Source organism: Paenibacillus glacialis, assembly GCF_001637205.1.
In the GTDB taxonomy this organism is placed as follows: domain Bacteria; phylum Bacillota; class Bacilli; order Paenibacillales; family Paenibacillaceae; genus Paenibacillus_AQ; species Paenibacillus_AQ glacialis.
In genome coordinates, this window is sequence record NZ_LVJH01000007.1 from 1 (window position 1) to 18,032 (window position 18,032).

General features: G+C 40.6%; 22 protein-coding genes and 1 pseudogene. 11 read left to right on the forward strand and 12 right to left on the reverse strand.

Annotated features, from left to right (window positions below; genetic code table 11):
• Positions 1-143: 143 nt before the first annotated feature.
• A pseudogene (locus PGLA_RS05330) lies at positions 144-470 on the reverse strand (transposase); the annotation flags it as partial.
• A 396-nt stretch (positions 471-866) separates the two neighbouring features.
• Between PGLA_RS05330 and PGLA_RS05335 the strand changes: the two are divergent.
• Both PGLA_RS05335 and PGLA_RS05340 read left to right on the forward strand, forming a co-directional pair.
• Positions 867-2,108, forward strand: coding sequence for a DNA polymerase IV (locus PGLA_RS05335; RefSeq protein WP_245699731.1), 1,242 nt, complete (start codon positions 867-869; stop codon positions 2,106-2,108).
• Positions 2,105-2,440 (forward strand): YolD-like family protein, encoded by a 336-nt coding sequence (locus tag PGLA_RS05340; protein WP_068529841.1) that lies wholly within the window; start codon positions 2,105-2,107, stop codon positions 2,438-2,440. The genes PGLA_RS05335 and PGLA_RS05340 overlap by 4 nt, the downstream gene beginning before the upstream one ends.
• Before the next feature lie 294 nt (positions 2,441-2,734).
• On the opposite strand, the gene PGLA_RS05345 is transcribed toward PGLA_RS05340, so the two are convergent.
• Positions 2,735-3,103 (reverse strand): YhjD family protein, encoded by a 369-nt coding sequence (locus tag PGLA_RS05345; RefSeq protein ID WP_068529844.1) that lies wholly within the window; start codon positions 3,101-3,103, stop codon positions 2,735-2,737.
• Between the two features lie 255 nt (positions 3,104-3,358).
• On the opposite strand from PGLA_RS05345, the gene PGLA_RS05350 reads away from it, so the two are divergent.
• Entirely contained in the window at positions 3,359-3,859 is a 501-nt protein-coding gene (locus tag PGLA_RS05350; protein ID WP_068529847.1) for a Crp/Fnr family transcriptional regulator, read from the forward strand.
• A gap of 98 nt (positions 3,860-3,957) precedes the next feature.
• On the opposite strand, the gene hmpA is transcribed toward PGLA_RS05350, so the two are convergent.
• The 6 genes from hmpA to PGLA_RS05380 all read right to left on the reverse strand — a co-directional run bounded on the left by hmpA (position 3,958) and on the right by PGLA_RS05380 (position 8,900).
• The gene (hmpA, locus tag PGLA_RS05355; protein WP_068529848.1) at positions 3,958-5,163 is read right to left on the reverse strand and encodes an NO-inducible flavohemoprotein; all 1,206 of its coding nucleotides are present in this window, start codon (positions 5,161-5,163) and stop codon (positions 3,958-3,960) included.
• 224 nt (positions 5,164-5,387) lie between these two features.
• Positions 5,388-6,347 (reverse strand): multicopper oxidase domain-containing protein, encoded by a 960-nt coding sequence (locus tag PGLA_RS05360; RefSeq protein WP_084410770.1) that lies wholly within the window; start codon positions 6,345-6,347, stop codon positions 5,388-5,390.
• Between the two features lie 60 nt (positions 6,348-6,407).
• On the reverse strand, positions 6,408-6,698 hold the full coding sequence (locus PGLA_RS05365) for a metal-sulfur cluster assembly factor (RefSeq protein ID WP_068529853.1): 291 nt from the start codon (positions 6,696-6,698) through the stop codon (positions 6,408-6,410).
• A 21-nt stretch (positions 6,699-6,719) separates the two neighbouring features.
• Complete coding sequence (locus PGLA_RS05370) at positions 6,720-7,964, reverse strand: heme-copper oxidase family protein (RefSeq protein ID WP_068529855.1); 1,245 nt, start codon at positions 7,962-7,964, stop codon at positions 6,720-6,722.
• A 14-nt stretch (positions 7,965-7,978) separates the two neighbouring features.
• Positions 7,979-8,476, reverse strand: coding sequence for a DUF2249 domain-containing protein (locus PGLA_RS05375; protein ID WP_068529857.1), 498 nt, complete (start codon positions 8,474-8,476; stop codon positions 7,979-7,981).
• Positions 8,477-8,666: 190 nt separating this feature from the next.
• Positions 8,667-8,900, reverse strand: a complete 234-nt coding sequence (locus PGLA_RS05380) for a DUF2249 domain-containing protein (RefSeq protein WP_068529858.1) — start codon at positions 8,898-8,900, stop codon at positions 8,667-8,669.
• Between the two features lie 202 nt (positions 8,901-9,102).
• On the opposite strand from PGLA_RS05380, the gene PGLA_RS05385 reads away from it, so the two are divergent.
• A complete protein-coding gene (locus tag PGLA_RS05385) occupies positions 9,103-9,450 on the forward strand; it encodes a cupredoxin domain-containing protein (protein WP_084410772.1) in 348 nt (115 codons plus the stop codon).
• Between the two features lie 326 nt (positions 9,451-9,776).
• A complete protein-coding gene (locus PGLA_RS05390; RefSeq protein WP_068529869.1) occupies positions 9,777-10,472 on the forward strand; it encodes a YitT family protein in 696 nt (231 codons plus the stop codon).
• Between the two features lie 27 nt (positions 10,473-10,499).
• Here the strand turns inward: PGLA_RS05390 and PGLA_RS28495 are convergent, their stop codons facing one another.
• The gene (locus tag PGLA_RS28495; protein ID WP_211269503.1) at positions 10,500-10,637 is read right to left on the reverse strand and encodes a hypothetical protein; all 138 of its coding nucleotides are present in this window, start codon (positions 10,635-10,637) and stop codon (positions 10,500-10,502) included.
• Positions 10,638-10,655: 18 nt separating this feature from the next.
• On the opposite strand from PGLA_RS28495, the gene PGLA_RS05395 reads away from it, so the two are divergent.
• Positions 10,656-10,955, forward strand: coding sequence for a hypothetical protein (locus PGLA_RS05395; protein ID WP_068529872.1), 300 nt, complete (start codon positions 10,656-10,658; stop codon positions 10,953-10,955).
• A gap of 101 nt (positions 10,956-11,056) precedes the next feature.
• Here the strand turns inward: PGLA_RS05395 and msrB are convergent, their stop codons facing one another.
• Entirely contained in the window at positions 11,057-12,025 is a 969-nt protein-coding gene (gene msrB, locus PGLA_RS05400; protein WP_068529875.1) for a peptide-methionine (R)-S-oxide reductase MsrB, read from the reverse strand.
• A 100-nt stretch (positions 12,026-12,125) separates the two neighbouring features.
• Positions 12,126-12,740 (reverse strand): TVP38/TMEM64 family protein, encoded by a 615-nt coding sequence (locus PGLA_RS05405; protein ID WP_068529883.1) that lies wholly within the window; start codon positions 12,738-12,740, stop codon positions 12,126-12,128.
• A gap of 155 nt (positions 12,741-12,895) precedes the next feature.
• Here PGLA_RS05405 and PGLA_RS05410 point away from each other — a divergent pair, with 155 nt between their 5' ends.
• Positions 12,896-13,213: a hypothetical protein gene (locus PGLA_RS05410; RefSeq protein ID WP_068529886.1), complete on the forward strand. Its 318-nt coding sequence runs from the start codon at positions 12,896-12,898 to the stop codon at positions 13,211-13,213.
• A 122-nt stretch (positions 13,214-13,335) separates the two neighbouring features.
• On the opposite strand, the gene PGLA_RS05415 is transcribed toward PGLA_RS05410, so the two are convergent.
• The gene (locus PGLA_RS05415; protein ID WP_068529889.1) at positions 13,336-14,163 is read right to left on the reverse strand and encodes a helix-turn-helix transcriptional regulator; all 828 of its coding nucleotides are present in this window, start codon (positions 14,161-14,163) and stop codon (positions 13,336-13,338) included.
• A 169-nt stretch (positions 14,164-14,332) separates the two neighbouring features.
• On the opposite strand from PGLA_RS05415, the gene PGLA_RS05420 reads away from it, so the two are divergent.
• From PGLA_RS05420 to PGLA_RS05435, 4 genes are all read left to right on the forward strand, one after another.
• Complete coding sequence (locus tag PGLA_RS05420; RefSeq protein ID WP_068529897.1) at positions 14,333-15,103, forward strand: sugar phosphate isomerase/epimerase family protein; 771 nt, start codon at positions 14,333-14,335, stop codon at positions 15,101-15,103.
• Positions 15,096-16,178 (forward strand): Gfo/Idh/MocA family protein, encoded by a 1,083-nt coding sequence (locus PGLA_RS05425; RefSeq protein WP_068529900.1) that lies wholly within the window; start codon positions 15,096-15,098, stop codon positions 16,176-16,178. Before PGLA_RS05420 ends, PGLA_RS05425 begins: the two co-directional genes overlap by 8 nt.
• Before the next feature lie 48 nt (positions 16,179-16,226).
• Positions 16,227-17,195, forward strand: a complete 969-nt coding sequence (locus PGLA_RS05430) for a sugar phosphate isomerase/epimerase family protein (RefSeq protein ID WP_068529901.1) — start codon at positions 16,227-16,229, stop codon at positions 17,193-17,195.
• A 367-nt stretch (positions 17,196-17,562) separates the two neighbouring features.
• Entirely contained in the window at positions 17,563-17,880 is a 318-nt protein-coding gene (locus PGLA_RS05435) for a winged helix-turn-helix transcriptional regulator (RefSeq protein ID WP_068529903.1), read from the forward strand.
• The last annotated feature ends 152 nt before the right edge of the window (positions 17,881-18,032 follow it).

Sequence of the window (18,032 nt, forward strand, 5' to 3'; positions counted from 1 at the left end):
CATTTCTACTTTTGTAAAGTTCCTGTCTCCACTCTTGAACCTATTACCGCTTCTATTATGGCATCTACATACGCTTCTGCTAACATTTGTATCTTCAGTGTTATAGATACTTGTATCATGAATGGAAGCCCCATTTTCTATGGCCTTAGGGCGTCAATTCCATGTAATTCTAAGCTCCTTTGCCAGCTTAAAATGGTACTATGACTCGCAATATTAAATATTGCAGCCGTTTCTCTAGCAGACGTCCCGAATTCGTTCATATAATTAAGTACGTCTAGTTTAATCTGTGCAGGGTATGATGTATAGCCCTTTTTAAAAGCTTCTTCACCATGATGTTCATATTGACTAATCCAATTTGAGAAGACAGAATGGTGAACCCCTATGGATTTTGCGATGGTTTTCAAACTGTCTGATCCCTTTTTATAACGCATAACGGCTTGTATTTTTTCATTTGTACTGAATCTGGTCATAAAAAACTGCACCTCCAATAGTTAGATAGTGTCTAACAATTGGGGTGCAGTTCATATTGGGTGGTCTTTTACATTCTTCGACAGAAGTTGGTATCGTAATCCTATGAGCGAAAAAATCAATATTTCTCCATGAATTATAGATTCGGCTTAATAGGTTTCAATGATGAATTAAAAACAATTTCTGTTATAAATTAATATTCTATTTTACTAATCATATAAAGTTTTAGACTCATACATGCATTATTGTTTCAGGTACCCTAATCGTATCCGTTTCTGTGGCGGTTATGTCATTTTCTTTACGATACAAATAATTCCTCTTGATTAAAGATGGGGTGTTGGGTGTATAATACGGACATAAAGAACAGAACAAATGTTCTCCTTTAGGAGTGATCCGTTGTGTTACAAAAGCAGAGAATAGTGATGTTAATTGACATGCAAAGTTTTTACGCAAGCGTAGAGAAGGCTAAAGTACCTTTTTATGAAAACAAGCCCTTGGTGGTTGCAGGAGATCCAGCCAAAAGGTCGGGTATAATTTTAGCTGCGTGCCCCTTAGCTAAAAAAGAGGGGGTGACTACTGCCGAACCACTTTGGCAAGCTCTACAGAAATGTCCTGAGTTGATTATTGTAAAGCCGCATATGCAGGAGTATATAGAAGTTTCGAGTCAAATTATGAAGATTATGGAGTCATTTACGGACTTAGTAGAGTCCTATTCGATTGATGAGATGTTCTCAGACCATACATCATCGATGCATTTATTTGCCGATAATCCGATCGATTTAGCAAGGCAAATTCAAAATAAAATCTATCTTGCGACAAGGGTTGTTGCCAGAGCAGGAATTGGAGAAAACAAAGTAATAGCTAAGCTCTGTTGTGACATGATTGCAAAAAAGATTCCCGATGGTGTATTTCATTTACAGAAAAGCGAACTACATAAATACATCTGGGATAAACCTATTAGAGACATGTGGGGAATCGGATCAAGGATGCAAAAACACCTGTGGAAGATGGGAATTATGACAATTGGGGATATAGCTAGAACACCTTTAGATAGACTTAGAGCTAAATGGGGAGTTAATGGAGAAGTTATATGGCGTGTTGCAAACGGGATAGACAACTCACCTGTAACATTAACAACTCATAATGTTCAAAAAAATATTGGGAACGGCATGACCCTTCCTAGAGATTATAGCCAAGCATGGGAAATAGAAGCTGTTCTTCTTGATATCTGTACAGAGGTTACAAGGAGAGCAAGGAAAAGTGAATTAATGGCAAGAGTCGTTTCCATAAGTATTTCTGGCGCTGATTTTGACCATCCTACAGGGTTTCACAGACAACTGAAACTAGACGATCCTACGAATATAACGACTGAGGTATACGACGCTGCAAAGAAAATTTTGCATAGGTATTGGGATAGGCAACCTGTTAGAAGAGTCGGTGTTTCGTTATCCGAGCTATCGGGGGCTACATCGTATCAGTTAACTCTGTTTGACGATAAGGAGCATCAAAGAGCTGTCGATAAGGTTATGGATGACATAAAGGATAGATTCGGGGATATTTCCATTCTAAGAGCAAGCTCAGTAACATCTGCGGGGCAGGCAGTTGATAGATCGGCTAAAATTGGGGGGCATTACAGATGAGTAAAAAACTTCAAGGAAATGGGCTGTGGGAATCAAGTCGGATGATGTTACCACAGCATAAAGAGCGTATTATTGAGCATCAGAAACAGTACAACAAAAAGAGTCACCCAATAATCCATGAAGATGAATTGGAAACAATGAACCAAAATATAAGTAACTCACTACGCTATAAAGAAGCTATCAAAGTTAAAGTATTTAGTGAGTATGATGATCATATGGTCTGTGGTGTAGTAACAGATATAAGCCAGTTTAAAAAAAAAATTAGGGTGGAGATAGAAAAAGGATTTGAATGGATTGATTTTGACGAAATTGTAAGTGTTCAGTTAATGTAAAAGAGTTATATTGAGGGTAGAAACAAATAAAGGTTCGTTGGCATATAGCTAACGAACCTTTTATCATTCATACATGTATAGTTACTTTATTAACCTTGGTTGGTTCCTTTTTACTAACAGGAACCGACCACGACCCATATTTTATTGTGATTTTGTTATTAACAATTAGTCGAAAGTTTACCTCCTACTAAAAAATCTAAATGCTTTATACATCAAAAAACTATGTGCTCCAATTAAAGTAACAAATGCAATACCTATCGTAACTATTTAACCCGTTCACCTTGCTCGCTCATATTAACCGCCTCCACGAAAGCTCATAAGCAAGGTGAATATCTCTGCCTTTATTAGACCTCGCAACATATTGAAACGATGAATATAGCCACGAACTTTATATTCAACTTCAATGCCGAGCGTATTCATTTCGGTATTCAAGATGCTAATATGCCGTTGCTTCATTCTACTCTTGAGCTTTTGTAATACAGGATATATAGATTGTTCAACATCTCTTAGCTGACAAATAACATAATGGTATATGATTTTATCTTTATAGATCGTTAAATGGTCTATATCCCTTGCTAACATATCTAACAAGATAGGTAGTAGAGTGTATTCCTTAATGATTTGAATATCCTCTTCTGTTTCTATACTTGGATTAATACTCATATTTCACACCACCACCGAAATGAGAACGTACATTCTTATTTTATTATATACCGAACATATGTTTGTTATACATGTGTATTTTTTGGAAGTAGGCTAAACTGGACATACATAAATACTCATCATAATAAGCATGACGACGAGAATGGAGTCACTTGTTCAGTATTTTTGGAAAGGGGGTCATAATTTCTGATATAATAGAATCAAGAAGGATAAGTACGGATTTTTAATAGCATACAACATAATGGAGGGGCATAAATGATTCTACATAAGGGAGAGATTTTATTCCGCCAAGGAGATAGTGGTGAATATCTATACCATGTCAAGAGCGGGCTTTTTAAGGTGACACGTCTACATGAGAATGGCAATATGGTGTTGTTCAACATTTTGTATTCAGGTGAAACGGTCCCGCACCATTCGCTCATAACGGCTAAGGAAACACACGGCACAGCCATTGCACTGATGAAAAGTGAGGTGGAGGTGATTCCTGCAAAGGAATGGTATCGCCAACTGGCGGAGGATCCCACGAAACCAATGGAAGTTGCACTTTTACTACAGGCTAAATTACGATTTATGCAGCAACGAGTGGATCATCTGACAGTCGGAACGCCCGCAGAGCGTTTGGAACTGCTAAGCGAATGGCTACACGATTACTCGCATGGGATAGATGTAACAGAACTGCTGACACAAGAGGAGATCGGGCAATTAATTGGTGTACGTAGAGAAACGATAAACCGCTTGTTGCGTTTAAAATATTGAATTACCCAAATAAAGGTCTGTTCCTCAGGTTATTATACACCTGTTGGAACAGACCTTTTAAGGATACATTCTACACTGAAATTGTAGTTACCTCTTTATTATTCTTCTAAGCTACCAGCTGGACCGAAGAATTCAAAATGGATTCTTTCCTGTGGTATTTTCCATTCCTGTAATGCTTTAAATATAGTACTCATAAAAGGGGTAGGACCACAGAAATAGAAATCAGAGTCATGTTCTACAACCTTCTGAAGCCATGGTAAATCAATGTAACCGGATTTGTCGAAAGTGTCTCCTTCAGCTGGAGATTCATAGCACACATAGGATGTTAGAAGAGGATGGGATTGATTCAGTTCCTCAATTAATCCTTTCATGGCATGGAGTCTTTCATTGATGGCAGCATGAATATAGGTTACTTTACGACTAGGTTGTTCAGTAGCTAACGATTCCAACATACTTACCATTGGAGTCAGCCCAACGCCACCACTGATAAGAACTACTGGAGTATCTATACTTTGATCTAACGTGAAGTCTCCAGCTGGGGCGTTTACTTCCAATACAGTACCAACATCAACGGCTTCATGTAGGTAAGTAGATACGACTCCTGATGGTTTATTAACGGCTCCATCTTCTCGTTTGACAGTGATGCGATAATACGATTGTCCAGGAGCAGCGGATAGACTGTAGTGACGAATGTGGGTGTATTCTTCACCTTCTGGTTGAACACGCAAGGTAATATATTGTCCCGGCAAATAGGAGGATATAGCGCCTCGGTCTTGAGGGGAAAGGTAGAAGGAAGTGATCAATTCACTTTCTTTTATTTTCTGGGTTACGACAAAGTTTCTGAATCCACTCCAGCCGCCTGGTGCATCCGCTACTTTTTGATACATATCTGCTTCAACACCGATAAATGCATCAGCAATTACCCCATAGGCCTGAGCCCAAGCGTCTATAATTTCAGGAGTCGCCGCATCCCCAAGCACCTGTGAAATCGCAGCTAATAGTGTTTCGCCGACAATTGGATAATGTTCAGGTAATACGCCGAGTGCACGGTGCTTCTCCGCAATCTGTTTTACTACGGGGAGAATATTCTCTAATTGATCAATATTGACAGCCGCAGCAAGTACAGCGTTAGCAAGGGCGGTCTGTTGTTTACCTTGACGTTGGTTGGCATGATTGAATATATTCAATAGTTCTGGATGGTTCTCAAATAACATTCCGTAGAAAGCGGTGGTGATAGTCTTCCCATGAACCTGCAATACGGGAACGGTTGATTTAATAATCTCAATAGTATGTTGGTTTAACATATACATGACCTCTTTCTTACAATGAAATATTATATTTGCTACGTATAAAGCATATAAGAGACAAGGAAGAGAGAGTGTGTTCTTCGTCACAATAAAAGTTGATAAAATGTGAACGGGAAGAAAATTGCAATGACATTTCGCACATTAAATTGACAAAAATGAAGAGTTTGATCGAATCGATTGTCATTTCCTGCCGCACTTGGCTTGTAATTAAAAGGATAATTTCAATCTCCAGTATCCAATCCATCAGCGGTGACCCTTAGAACGGCTCCTGCTCCTTTAGACGCATCGTTGAACTGATGCGTTACAATAGGATAATCTCCAGCTTCATTTACAACGAACTCTACGACTGCTCCGCCGCTCGCTGGGAGCATGACGGTTTGTAGACCATATAACATATTCTTCGGGTTACCATCAATATATACTCGATCCATAATGGCTCCTACGATATGGAAGGAGGATACTTTGTTGGGTCCTACATTGTTAACATATAGCCGAACCCTGTCCCCAACTTTTGCTAGTAGAGGATGTTCTTTGAGTGTAAAGTCATTTCCGTTAAATACAACATACTCAGGCGAACCATCTAAAAAAGCATCGAAATCATGTTCTGCATACCACTCACTTTGTACAATAGTATACTCACGATCTACTTCATTATCCGTCGGATAGCCATCTTTTGGTTCGACGATAATGACACCGTACATTCCATTGGCGATATGTTCTAATACGGGGTCTGTTCCACAATGATACATGAATACGCCAGGCATGTTGGCTGAGTAAGTAAAGGATCCATGTTCAAGTGGCATAATATCTACAAAGTTCTTACTAGGTGAAGTCTGCACGGCATGAAAGTCCATAGAGTGTGACATGTTAGGGTCTATATTATTCAGTGTAAATTGGAGGGTATCTCCTTCTTTCACCCGAATGATAGGACCAGGTACTGTGCCATTAAACGTCCAGGCATTGTAGAAAACACCGGTGGAAATTTCGACATTAGTTACTTGCGCGGTCATCTCAATCTTAACGATGTTTCCTTCTCGCACAATGACAGGCTCAACTGGAGGCTGATTCAATGTTTCCAGGACTGGATCCTCTTCGATTATAGGGATAGGGTTTATATAGAAGCCAGATAAAATAATAGCAAAGCCGATCAAAACAACGATGTACAACTTCCAGTTGAACATTGTAAACAGCCTCCAATCTAAGATGAATCCATTGCTGATGGTCTATGAATAAAACTGAAGCTACATATATCCGAGATGCTCTTTCGCTTCATCAGACATGAGGGTAGGTGCCCAAGCGGGTTCCCATACGACGTCTACTTCTACAGATAGAACCTCGGGCAATGTTTGGAGTGCTCTCTTCACACCACCGACGATCATATCGTGCATTGGACAACCAGGTGTAGTTAGTGTCATCACTACGGATACGTTCCCCGCGGCGAATTGAATATCGTAAATTAGTCCGAGGTCGACAATGTTGACACCAAGCTCTGGATCATATACTTCTTTTAGACATTCTGTAATCGAATCCATTTCAATCCCTCCGAATATCATCTATTTTGTAAATACATTAGCAATCAAGCTTATATAGAAGAGTGAGCTTAGAGAAAGAAGGCTTCCTCCAATGGATGTCATCCACGGCTGATTCCAGCTTAATCCAACCATTAACATAAATAATGAAGTTCCAATCACGGATAATCCAATATGGACACGACGATCATCTATTAAATCGGACATGGTGGGTATCTTCTTTTTACCTATTAATGGACCGTATTTATGTGTCCACCACAGAAAAGGAACAATTTTAGATAGATAAGATAGAAGGGTTAGTCCAACCCATCCCCATAAGTACAGCCAACCAAGGACGACGGCCATCCGAGATTGAGCCATAATGTCAGGGGTGAAAGGGGAGATAATAACAATTATGATCCCAATCAAAGTCAAAGAATGTGCTAGTGAAAGAGACCATTTCATCCCTACACCGGGATTAGGTTTGTGCCGATGTTTAACGATTTGAGAGAGATGAAAGGAGTAAGTGAGCATAGCTAGTACGACTAACAGTAAACCTGACCATTTCACCCATCCAGGTCCATTAAATAGAAATGATAAAGCGCCCACAAGCACACCCGCATTCCAACAAGCAATAACCACTTTTTGGAGTGTCTCTGAATGTCCATGGGATAGATAGAACATTGGCAACATCTTATAACTAAAGCCTGTGATGAGCAGTCCGAACCAGCCGAAAGCTGCGAAACAAATATGAGCGCCAAGCAATTGCTCGTGGAAGTCTCCCCACTGTTCGAAATAGAAGTTTAAACCCATGAGCATACCGGAGGTTCCTGCAAGCACGAGATAGGCGACAGAACAGGCAACGCTTACGGTTATGGTATTCCATTTCCTGGCACGAATGAGTGTTACACCAATATTGATAGCAAATAATAGTACACCAATGAAAGCAACGGTGGCGAAACCCGCGATCCACATCACCTGCATCGATTGAAAGCCAAAGAGTAACCCTGCCGTTCCAACTGCAAAAAAGCCATAATGAACAAATCCGAGTTTTTCACTAAATAATCTGTGGTTTTGCAGTACGACAGGAATCAGTTGATACATAGCCCCCATCGCAATCATCGTCGCCCAACCTAGAACGAGCAGATGGACACGGAACCATCCAGTTGGATACCTAGGCTCATCGCCAAAGACCGTCAGCCATGTTGCGAAATCGAATAAGGAAAAAAGCTGGAATAATGTAAAACTGATGAGACCGGTAATAATGAACAGAAACGGCAGGCGAAACATGGGCAAACACCACCTTACTTTTTATAAATATGAATTCTTGCTGATCCGTCAGGCAGATCTTCGACGTTGTAGTCATACCCTAACGTATTAAGTTCTTCGATAAGAAAAACAGGGATCCGATCGTTATGAATAATAACCTCATCCCCGGGAAGTGCTTCTTCGAGTTTCTTCAAAGTTCGTATCATGGGCTGTGGAGGCTCTAATCCTCGATTATCCACCTTATAGATTTGGGAAGGGTAAGATTCCGCTGGGCATTCCTGCTCAAGTTGAGACTCCAGCCCCTTATGGTATTCCTCGAATGTCTCTAGTTTGTGTTTACTGCTCTTGTGTAAGAATGTGACTACCCAATGATCTGACGCTATCTTCTCAACTTTATGAGCATATCCCTTGGTTTTCATTAATCCAAAGAGGGGGGTTGGTTTAATAGTCGCATGCAGAATAAAGATATCTCCCTTGTTGAGTGCTTTCACTGTATCCATGATCACCTTAAAGGGCTCTACTTTCTTTCGCAAATACGGCCGACGTCCAGTTCCACGGTCTGTCCTGTGTGATCCATGTTAATACCTCCTAAAAGTTTTTGTAGCGTTACTTCTCGAATAGCCTTCGCGAAAACTGGCATCGAAAGCCTAGACTTAAAATTCAAACGGAAAAAGTTGTTTAGCAGTGTCGTACAAAGCTCCACCCCACCATACGATCTCGCTCCTATAATTTGCTGATTTTGACTCTGAATATATCTGGTCCTTGTTCGAGATATTCCCAAGTGAATGCACCGGAATGTATAGATTCGAATTGGAAACGAAGTGGAATTGGATCATGATCATTTACTAATAACATCGCCTCTGAAGGCTGTAGTTTTTTGAAAGTTTGGAAGATAACCTTATGTTTTGATTGAGGTGGGTACTCGGTAGCGTTGACGGTAACCGTAATATTGTTCATTATTCAAATCCCCCTGAGAATCATTATCGTTACAAATCCCAGTATATGAGATAGGAGATTCAACATCGTGATTATAATCACAATTGGGAAAATGAATTTGATCTACGATTTGGTTATGAAAGATTGTTGAACTTACTGCCTTTTAATAAGGATGACATAATAAGGGGGCTCAATCATTATTAATAAATGGATAAAGGTTACTGTGTTCTTAAGTGTTATAGTATTGCTCTTGATAGCCTGTGGGAAAGAAGTGGAGGAGGGCTCGGAAGCGGGAGCTACTGGTGGGGATACGAAGGAGTTCATCATTATGGCAACGACATTTAAATTCGATGTTAAAGAGATTAAGGTGAAGCAGGGTGACAAGGTCAAAATAACATTGAAAAACAAGAAAGGACATCATGCGCTCAAATTGGAGGGATATAATAAGCAAGTGCGTCCGAATCGTTCGATTTCATTCGTAGCTAACAAAAAGGGTGAGTTCGAATATAAGTGCGCCACTTACTGTGGTGCTGACCACAAGAAGATGATAGGGAAGCTCATTGTAAAGTAGCTCTGTTAGCTGAAGAGTTGGGTGTTCTACAAAATCAGAGGTTCAGAAACGCTCTGGATGGTGATATAATGAAAGAAGAACCCATCCCAATAGAGAAAGGATCAGGATACCATGTGTCCCCGAAGGAACATTCCCCAAAGGACGATCTGGAAACGTTATGATCACTCATACACTTAGCGTCTCTCGTAGAGAACCGTCGGATAATTCATGACAACCTCTGCGAAAGAAGGAAACTAAGTATGCGAAGGACCGTGTCATACAGGTTTTCTCCACGTAGAGAGTTGTCTCATTTATGACAAACAAACTACGATAAAGAGGGAATTTGTATGAGGAAAAGAGAACAACTGATTTCTACGTTGCAACATATCGCTGTATTACTGTTTGGAACATTTTTACTCGCGTTTACTTATTATCACATTAATTTTCAGAATCATTTAACAGAGGGTGGATTTGTCGGTCTTGCCCTATTGGGTAAGTACGTTTTAGGTTTGCCGCCGGCACTAAGCATACTGGTATTGGATATACCTGTGATGGTGATTGCGTTATTTCTGAAGGGACGTAAATTCCTTGTGAATACGTTGATCGCAACAATGGCTTTTTCAATCTTTTATGCGTTAATAGAGCGTTACTCTGTTATCGTTATCGATCTCCAGCACAATTTATTCATCGCCGCACTCTTGTCAGGGTTACTGACGGGATTTGCTACAGGTATTGTACTACGCGTTGGTGGTGCAAGCGGTGGGGATGACATACTGTCGCTTCTTATCAGTCGTTGGACTGGGATAAAGCTTGGCACGGTGTTCTTCCTGTTCGATGGTATTGTTCTATTGCTCTCCCTATTCTATATGCCGTTAAGAGAGACGTTGTATACGATTCTGGCTGTTAGTATTGCTGGGCAAATGATTACGTTGACTGTCAGTTATGGTACTAAGAAGACTGCAACGAACCCCGTATTACCTAAAGGGATTTCACCTCAACCCGTTAAGTCGAAGACTGTACAGGTTATGCAAAGTGCACATTAATGATGTGGTACGATGGAAGGCCCTTTTTCACAATATAAGTAGTCCAAGGGCAGTCGTGTCCAATCCATGATAACCACTAAGTTCTTTTGTTGAACTTAGTGGTTTTTTGCTGTCTAAGAACGCATGAATGGGCATATGCATATGCTGTACTATATGAATGCTCAATAAATGGAGGTAAGAACGATGGAAAATGCTCCGGCTCAGCATATTCTTTTTCAGGCCGATCCTAATATGACGCAACAATTCCGACAAGTTAGAGAACATATTCATCAGCAGATCAAGGGATGTTTACATCGAACGATTCGTGTACAAACGGTTAATGGTTGTACGTATGAGGGAGTACTCATGAATGTTGAAGGGGGTATGCTATTCCTAAGTGTTCCAGCAGCTCCGTCGATGTCACGAGCCTACAATCCTTATTATAACAATGTGATTCTGCCGCTCGTCTTATTTGAATTATTGGTTATCGTATTACTTATGTGATGGATTTTGCATAAACAGCACTGTATATCATTTCTAAATACACAAAAAGGCAGCTCCTTTTCTGATAAAAGAAGCTACCTTTTTTGTGTATTTACCACATATTACTCAAATAACGAACGATACTCAGGATATCCTTCTTCTTCTAGCTTCTCGATCGGGATAAAGCGAAGTGCTGCAGAATTAATACAGTACCGTAAGCCGTTTGGTCCTGGTCCATCGTTGAATACATGCCCTAGGTGAGAATCGCCCTCTTTACTACGTACCTCTGTACGAATCATAAAGTGGCTGGAATCGACTAATTCTCGAACTGTATACTCCCGAAGAGGGCGAGTGAAACTTGGCCAACCGCAACCCGAGTCGAACTTATCAAGTGAGCTGAATAAGGCTTCACCAGAGACGATATCAACATAAATTCCGGTTCCATGGTGATCCCAGAACTCGTTGCTGAATGCAGGTTCTGTGCCGTTTTGTTGTGTAACTTGATATTGTATAGGAGTTAAACGTTGTTTAAGTTCATCTTTGTTCACGGGAGTTGACCACACGTTCTCAAGATAATCTTCACGTCCTGAACCTTTACGATAGCGCTTATAATGACCCGGATTCTTCTTGTGATAACCTTGATGATATTCTTCAGCCTCATAGAAGGGGCTAGCAGGAAGAATTGGCGTTACAATCGGTTTATCGAAACGCTGATTTAGCCCTAATGCCTTTTTAGATTGTTCTGCCTTTATGCGTTGTTCCTCGCTATGATAGAAGATGGCTGTTCCATAGGAGCTCCCTCTATCGTGGAATTGTCCACCCGCATCGGTAGGATCGATCTGTTGCCAGAACAGCTCAAGTAACTTGTCATATGGGAAAATGCTAGGATTGTAAGTTATTTCAACGGCTTCTACATGTCCTGTTGTATGCGTGCATACTTCTTCGTATGTAGGATTCTCTGTGTGTCCACCTGTATATCCAGAGACGACTTTAATAATGCCTGGAAGTTCCTCGAACGGGCTTACCATGCACCAGAAACATCCACCTGCAAAAGTAGCCTTTTCATGTATAGTTGATTGAGAATTGCTCATGATATCACTCCGTTTCTTTGACTGTAAATGATATAAGTCACTTCTATTATAAATCATTTGGTTTCCAAAAACCAAGAAAGTGGACAGTGGAGTCTTTTGTTCAGCTGGTTGTAGACTTATTCCTCTGTCTATATACAAAGAGTACGATACAAACCAAAAGCAGGTATCCCAATATAAGTGCTACGGATACATAGGGTCTTGCAACTAGATTACCGCCCAAGTAGGCGTAAAGTAGTATGGCTGGAATTTTGCCGAGGATTGTAGCGAGAGTAAACGTCCAGAAGGAAATAGAGGCAACACCCGCAAATACATTCACAACCATCTGTGGCACGATAGGTAATAGACGTGCGACGATAATAGCCATAAAAGGGTGGGACTCCATCATACTAGTGAAGGATTGAATAGAACGTCTTTGGCTCAGATATCGTCGTCCTTGTTCACGAAATGCGTATCTCACGATTCCATAAATAAGGACTGCAGCAAGCGTGGTTCCCAACCAGGCAATTAGGGTTGCCCACACGGTGCCATAAGCATATCCCAAAGCAGCGATGACTACTTTATATGGAATGATAGGAAAGAGGGCTAACAAAGTCGCCATCAGAATCAAGAAGGTCGGTGAGTCATTATTGTTCATCCAGTCCCAAATGGTGTTTTTGTACATAAATGCTACTCCCAATAGGAGCACATAGACAAGCGGTAGCAGTAGCTTCTTCATAAGAAGTCCTCTCTTTGAAAAGGTTTCAATGTGTATCATACCAAATTTAGTGGAATAAAATGATAGTCAATTCTAGAATATCTTCTTAAATACGATGGTTTGCTATAATATAGATAAGCATAAGGATTTACTTAGTTGTAGAAAGGTTGAGACAAATGGACGAGGAATATGAAGAATATACAGAACTATCTGTTGAAGAACAGATTAAGAAAAGCTACCGCCAAGACGAGGATATGATGATTCTGGTCTTTGCTCAGTGGTGTATTAACCACAGCCTAGATCCTGAAGAGTTGTATAGAGAGGCTTACCCACATCAACTTAACAATGAACGTTTGATACACGTTCTGGGCCTCACGGTATCTAAAGAAGAAGCAGGGGATATTCCTGATGAGACGCTACTTGGTGTACTCTCGCTTTTTGGAAATGATGATCTTGCCTGTGTTGTGACGGAAGCGATAAGTCGTAGGACTTGAGGGCATTATATTTCACATTATTGATCGGTTTCAAGCACATAGAATCATAATAACAACAAGTTGAAAACAAATGGTGATCCTAAAGTTAGCTAGGGATCGCCACTTGTTTATTTGTTAGTACATTACTTCAGTTGCTCCCGATTGGCAATGCGGAATTGCTTCGGAGACATGCCAAAACGTGCTCTAAACACACGGTGGAAGTAAGTATAATTGGCGAATCCGGAAGTCTCCGCTACGTTCTCAAGAGACATAGGGCTGAATATAATGCGTTCCCGAGCCATATCTAGTTTTACGTCAATTGTGTATTGCATGATGCTAGTATCGAACGTTTCCTTGAATAAGTGCACAGCACGGGAGACGCTGATCCCCACGTGGCTAGCTACATCCGCTAACTTGAACGTATGAGAGGCGTTTTCCTCAATATAATGTTTAATTTGATAGGCCAAATAACTCTTGTGCGTGGTTGTTGGTTGCTCTTTGAGCTGACGATCTAATTCTAGGCACAGAATTTTCATATAATATCCTGAAATTTCGGGATATGGATTCTCCATTCGGCGCTGCTCAAGTGCAATCTGTCGAAAAAGAATCAAGAAACCTTCACTAAGCGGTAGTTTCATCCGAGTAGGTCGAATTTGGGTATTCCACCATTTATCTATCCATGGCCCTCCGAAGAAAATATGGTAATCCCCACTTTCAATCGTTGATTCACCGAGTGAATTGATTTCATGATCTATTATTAATTCATACTGCTCAGAGGGAGAATACAGTAGTAAATCTCCTGTTTCGATCATACCTAACTTACCATCATATCTAGCACGACAGCGGCCATCGGTTTGGAAGCGCATGAGGTAGGTATTTATGCCATCTACTTCTAATTGTGACGTGTAGAAAGGTTTTCTATGGAAGGAGAAGCCGGCTACATACACTTGACATGAGTCTTCACTGATCATTCATCTGTCTCCTTTTTTAAAATTATAACCAGATTGTTCATGTTTCGATCATATTATTCATTTTAATATAAATGAATTTAGAATACCATGTAACTAGATTGATATTGCTTCACCTTGCTTGATTCTAAAGGAATTACATATCATGGAAAATTGAAGGAGGTAACAGTCAATGTTGAAATTAGGATTACAACTGTATACGGTTCGCGAGCAAATGGAGCAGGATTTCGAAGGTACGTTGAAAGCGGTTGCTGAACTAGGATACAAAGGTGTAGAATTTCATGATTTCTTTGGATATAGTAGTGTTGAAGTGAAGAAATTACTTGATGAGAATGGTCTTGTGGCTATCGGAACACATACGCAATACCAGAGCATGTTAGAGGATCTGGACTCTATCATTATTTATAATAAAGAAATTGGTAATAAATATATAATCGTTCCTTATTTGTCGGAAGAACAACGTAAATGGGATGAAGTGTTTGCTAACCTTAAAGTACTTGGTGAGAAATGTAAGGAACAAGATATGGTCCTCCTATATCATAATCATGATTTCGAATTCACGGAATCTTATGGTGAAGGTAAGACTGTATTTGATGCGATGTATGAAGAAGTACCTGCTTCACTACTTGAAGTTGAAATGGATACGTGTTGGGTATACTTTGCTGGGTATGACCCAGTTGAATACATTCATAAATATGCAGGTCGTTTACCCATCATTCACTGGAAAGATGTGAAGAAACTAGAAGATGGATCACCACAGACCGTTTCATTTGGTCAAGGCGAAGTAAACTTAGCGGCTATTGCTGAAGCCGCAAATGAAGTAGGCGCGGAATGGATTGTGGTAGAACAAGATGTATGTCAGAACCTACCCCTTGAAAGTATTGCTACAAGTATGGAATGGATAAAAAATTACGCAAAAAACGGAGGACTTATAAATGTCTAAAACACTAAGAATCGGAATTATTGGTTGTGGTGGTATTGCTACAGGGAAGCATATGCCGAGCCTTGCGAAACAATCTAATGGAGAAATGGTCGCTTTTTGTGACATCGTTCAAGAACGTGCAGAAGAAGCGGCTGAGAAATATGGCGTTGAAGGAGCTAAAGTCTATACTGATTTCCGTGAATTGCTTCAAGACGGAAGCATTGATGTCATTCATGTATGTACGCCTAATGATTCTCACTCCGAGATCACAGTTGCTTCCTTAGAAGCAGGCAAACATGTAATGTGTGAGAAACCAATGGCCAAAACAACGGCGCAAGCAAGAGAAATGCTTGAAGCTGCGAAACGTACAGGTAAAAAACTGACGATCGGATATCAAAATAGATTCCGTGATGACAGCCAGTACCTAAAACAAATGTGTGAGAATGGTGACCTAGGTGACGTTTATTATGGTAAAGCCTTGGCAACTCGTCGCCGTGCGGTTCCAACTTGGGGCGTATTCTTAGATGAAGAGAAGCAAGGTGGAGGACCTCTTATTGATATCGGTACGCATGCACTAGATCTTACCTTATGGCTAATGGATAACTACAAACCGAAGAGTGTTATGGGTTCGACGTTCCACAAGCTTGGACATCGTGAGAATGCAGCGAATGCTTTCGGTCCTTGGAATCCTGAAGAATTCAAAGTAGAAGATTCTGCCTTCGGTTTCATTACGATGGAGAATGGAGCTACCATTATTCTTGAATCTAGTTGGGCACTGAATGTACTTGATTTCAACGAAGCACAGACGATACTTGCAGGTACAGAAGCCGGAGCGGATATGAAAGATGGTCTGCGTATCAATGGTGAGAAGATGAGTCGTTTGTATGAGACTAAAGTTGACTTGGGCGCAGGCGGAGTTGCATTCTACTCAGGAGAAACGGAAAGCGATGCAGATCGTGAAGCAAGATTGTGGTTGCAAGCGGTTATTGATGATACTGAACCTGTCGTTAAACCAGAACAGGCATTGGTGGTAACTCAAATTCTAGAAGCTATCTATGAATCTGCTAAGACAGGTAAAGCTGTTTATTTCGAATAAATGAATGACGGTTTAATATGTTGTAAGTGCAAATAAGGAGGAGTAACGATGAAATTAGGAGTATTCATGGTATTGTTTGGCGGTCGTAAGCTTGAGGAGGCGTTAGATTATGTAGCTTCTAAAGGTCTGAAGGCTGTTGAGATCGGAAGTGGAGGAAATCCAGGTAAGGCACACTGTACACCAACGGATCTTCTGAATAATGAGAAAGAACTTAAGAATTTCAAAAAAGCAGTAGAATCACGCGGACTTACGATCAGTGCACTTAGCTGTCATGGTAATCCACTTCATCCACAGAAGCATTTGGCTAAGGCGGATCATGATGATTTCGTGAATTCGGTCCTACTCGCTGAGAAACTTGAGGTACCTGTAGTAAATACCTTCTCTGGATGTCCTGGTGACCATGAGGATGCTAAATATCCGAACTGGCCGGTTGCTCCGTGGCCGAACGACTTTCAAGAAATATTGAAATGGCAATGGGAGAACAAGGTTATTCCTTACTGGACCGAACAAGCTAAGTTTGCGAAAGACCATCATATCAAAATAGGTCTTGAGCTTCACGGAGGGTTCTCAGTTCATACACCAGCTACCCTGCTTCGTTTGCGTGAAGCAGCGGGTGAGACGATCGGTGCTAACCTAGATCCAAGTCATATGTGGTGGCAGGGAATTGATCCGGTGCAAGCTATACACATTCTGGGGCGCGAAGGAGCGATCCATCATTTCCATGCTAAGGATACAGTAATCGATCCGATTAATGTGAATAAACATGGTCTTACAGATATGCAGTCCTATGAGAAAATGTTGGACCGTGCATGGCAGTTCCGCAGTGTAGGCTACGGTCATGACATTAAGACGTGGGCGGATATTATTAGTGCTCTTCGTTTGGTAGGTTATGATTATGTTGTAAGTATTGAACATGAAGATGGACTGATGTCCGTTGAAGAAGGTTTTTCTAAAGCTGTACAGAATCTTCAACAGGTACTAATTGAAGAGCCACTTGGAGACATGTGGTGGGTATAGGGTATAGAGAGTAATATACTCGTGAATAAATAAGAGGACGGTTGCCAAGAGGCGACTGTCCTTTTTTTTGAAAATATAAGAAAGTATAGGTTGCACTCTTATACTAACGCTTATATTTCAACGCTAAACGTCGCTATGTCTCCAAAGGACAGCCATGTATGCTTGAATGAAGGTATAGCTGTTTACTATTGAGTATGATAAAAGTTAAATTTAAAAACGGGTAGTTATGTTATAGTATTTCAATCGAATGTTTTAAAGTGATGGGAAATGTGGTAAAATGAAATATACTAACTATTCGAAAGCTTTTGCATAGGTAATTCTTTTGACTCGAAGTTATTATGTTTTCCAATAAAGAGGTGAGGTTTACATGGGAAATGATCAGTTGCATTTGTGTCCACGATTTGAATCAGCTTTTTCTTTTTTGGGCAAACGTTGGAATGGATTAATTATTCAGACCTTGATGAGTGGACCGAAAAGATTTAAAGATATCTCTAGTTTAATCCCTTCGATGAGCGATAAAATGTTGTCAGAACGGATGAAGGATCTAGAGTTAGAGGGAATCGTTGTTCGGCATGTTTATCCCGAGACTCCCGTACGAATTGAGTATGAATTAACCGAAAAAGGCAAAGGACTGCGCTTGGTCATGGAACAGATACAATTCTGGGCCGAGAAGTGGGTAGACTAAGCCTAAGATAGAGTATGGCCCTCCACCCGTTGCTAACCCCTTTTCATTTATGAAATGAGGGGTTTTTGCTTCTACATAACACTTGCCATGCACCATATGAAGGCATTTGTAGTATAATTGGGGAAAAATGAATTATGCGTATTGAAGGAGGG

Excerpts from the sequence above, each read along its gene's own strand:
- PGLA_RS05420 (WP_068529897.1), top strand. The coding sequence starts at position 14,333 with ATGTTGAAATTAGGATTACAACTGTATACGGTTCGCGAGCAAATGGAG.
- PGLA_RS05365 (WP_068529853.1), bottom strand. The coding sequence starts at position 6,698 with ATGGATTCGATTACAGAATGTCTAAAAGAAGTATATGATCCAGAGCTT.
- PGLA_RS05430 (WP_068529901.1), top strand. The coding sequence starts at position 16,227 with ATGAAATTAGGAGTATTCATGGTATTGTTTGGCGGTCGTAAGCTTGAG.
- msrB (WP_068529875.1), bottom strand. The coding sequence starts at position 12,025 with ATGAGCAATTCTCAATCAACTATACATGAAAAGGCTACTTTTGCAGGT.
- PGLA_RS05345 (WP_068529844.1), bottom strand. The coding sequence starts at position 3,103 with ATGAGTATTAATCCAAGTATAGAAACAGAAGAGGATATTCAAATCATT.
- PGLA_RS05405 (WP_068529883.1), bottom strand. The coding sequence starts at position 12,740 with ATGAAGAAGCTACTGCTACCGCTTGTCTATGTGCTCCTATTGGGAGTA.
- PGLA_RS05360 (WP_084410770.1), bottom strand. The coding sequence starts at position 6,347 with ATGTTCAACTGGAAGTTGTACATCGTTGTTTTGATCGGCTTTGCTATT.
- PGLA_RS05415 (WP_068529889.1), bottom strand. The coding sequence starts at position 14,163 with ATGATCAGTGAAGACTCATGTCAAGTGTATGTAGCCGGCTTCTCCTTC.
- PGLA_RS05370 (WP_068529855.1), bottom strand. The coding sequence starts at position 7,964 with ATGTTTCGCCTGCCGTTTCTGTTCATTATTACCGGTCTCATCAGTTTT.
- PGLA_RS05395 (WP_068529872.1), top strand. The coding sequence starts at position 10,656 with ATGGAAAATGCTCCGGCTCAGCATATTCTTTTTCAGGCCGATCCTAAT.
- PGLA_RS05410 (WP_068529886.1), top strand. The coding sequence starts at position 12,896 with ATGGACGAGGAATATGAAGAATATACAGAACTATCTGTTGAAGAACAG.
- PGLA_RS05380 (WP_068529858.1), bottom strand. The coding sequence starts at position 8,900 with ATGAACAATATTACGGTTACCGTCAACGCTACCGAGTACCCACCTCAA.
- PGLA_RS05425 (WP_068529900.1), top strand. The coding sequence starts at position 15,096 with ATGTCTAAAACACTAAGAATCGGAATTATTGGTTGTGGTGGTATTGCT.
- PGLA_RS05435 (WP_068529903.1), top strand. The coding sequence starts at position 17,563 with ATGGGAAATGATCAGTTGCATTTGTGTCCACGATTTGAATCAGCTTTT.
- PGLA_RS05390 (WP_068529869.1), top strand. The coding sequence starts at position 9,777 with ATGAGGAAAAGAGAACAACTGATTTCTACGTTGCAACATATCGCTGTA.
- PGLA_RS05340 (WP_068529841.1), top strand. The coding sequence starts at position 2,105 with ATGAGTAAAAAACTTCAAGGAAATGGGCTGTGGGAATCAAGTCGGATG.
- PGLA_RS05350 (WP_068529847.1), top strand. The coding sequence starts at position 3,359 with ATGATTCTACATAAGGGAGAGATTTTATTCCGCCAAGGAGATAGTGGT.
- hmpA (WP_068529848.1), bottom strand. The coding sequence starts at position 5,163 with ATGTTAAACCAACATACTATTGAGATTATTAAATCAACCGTTCCCGTA.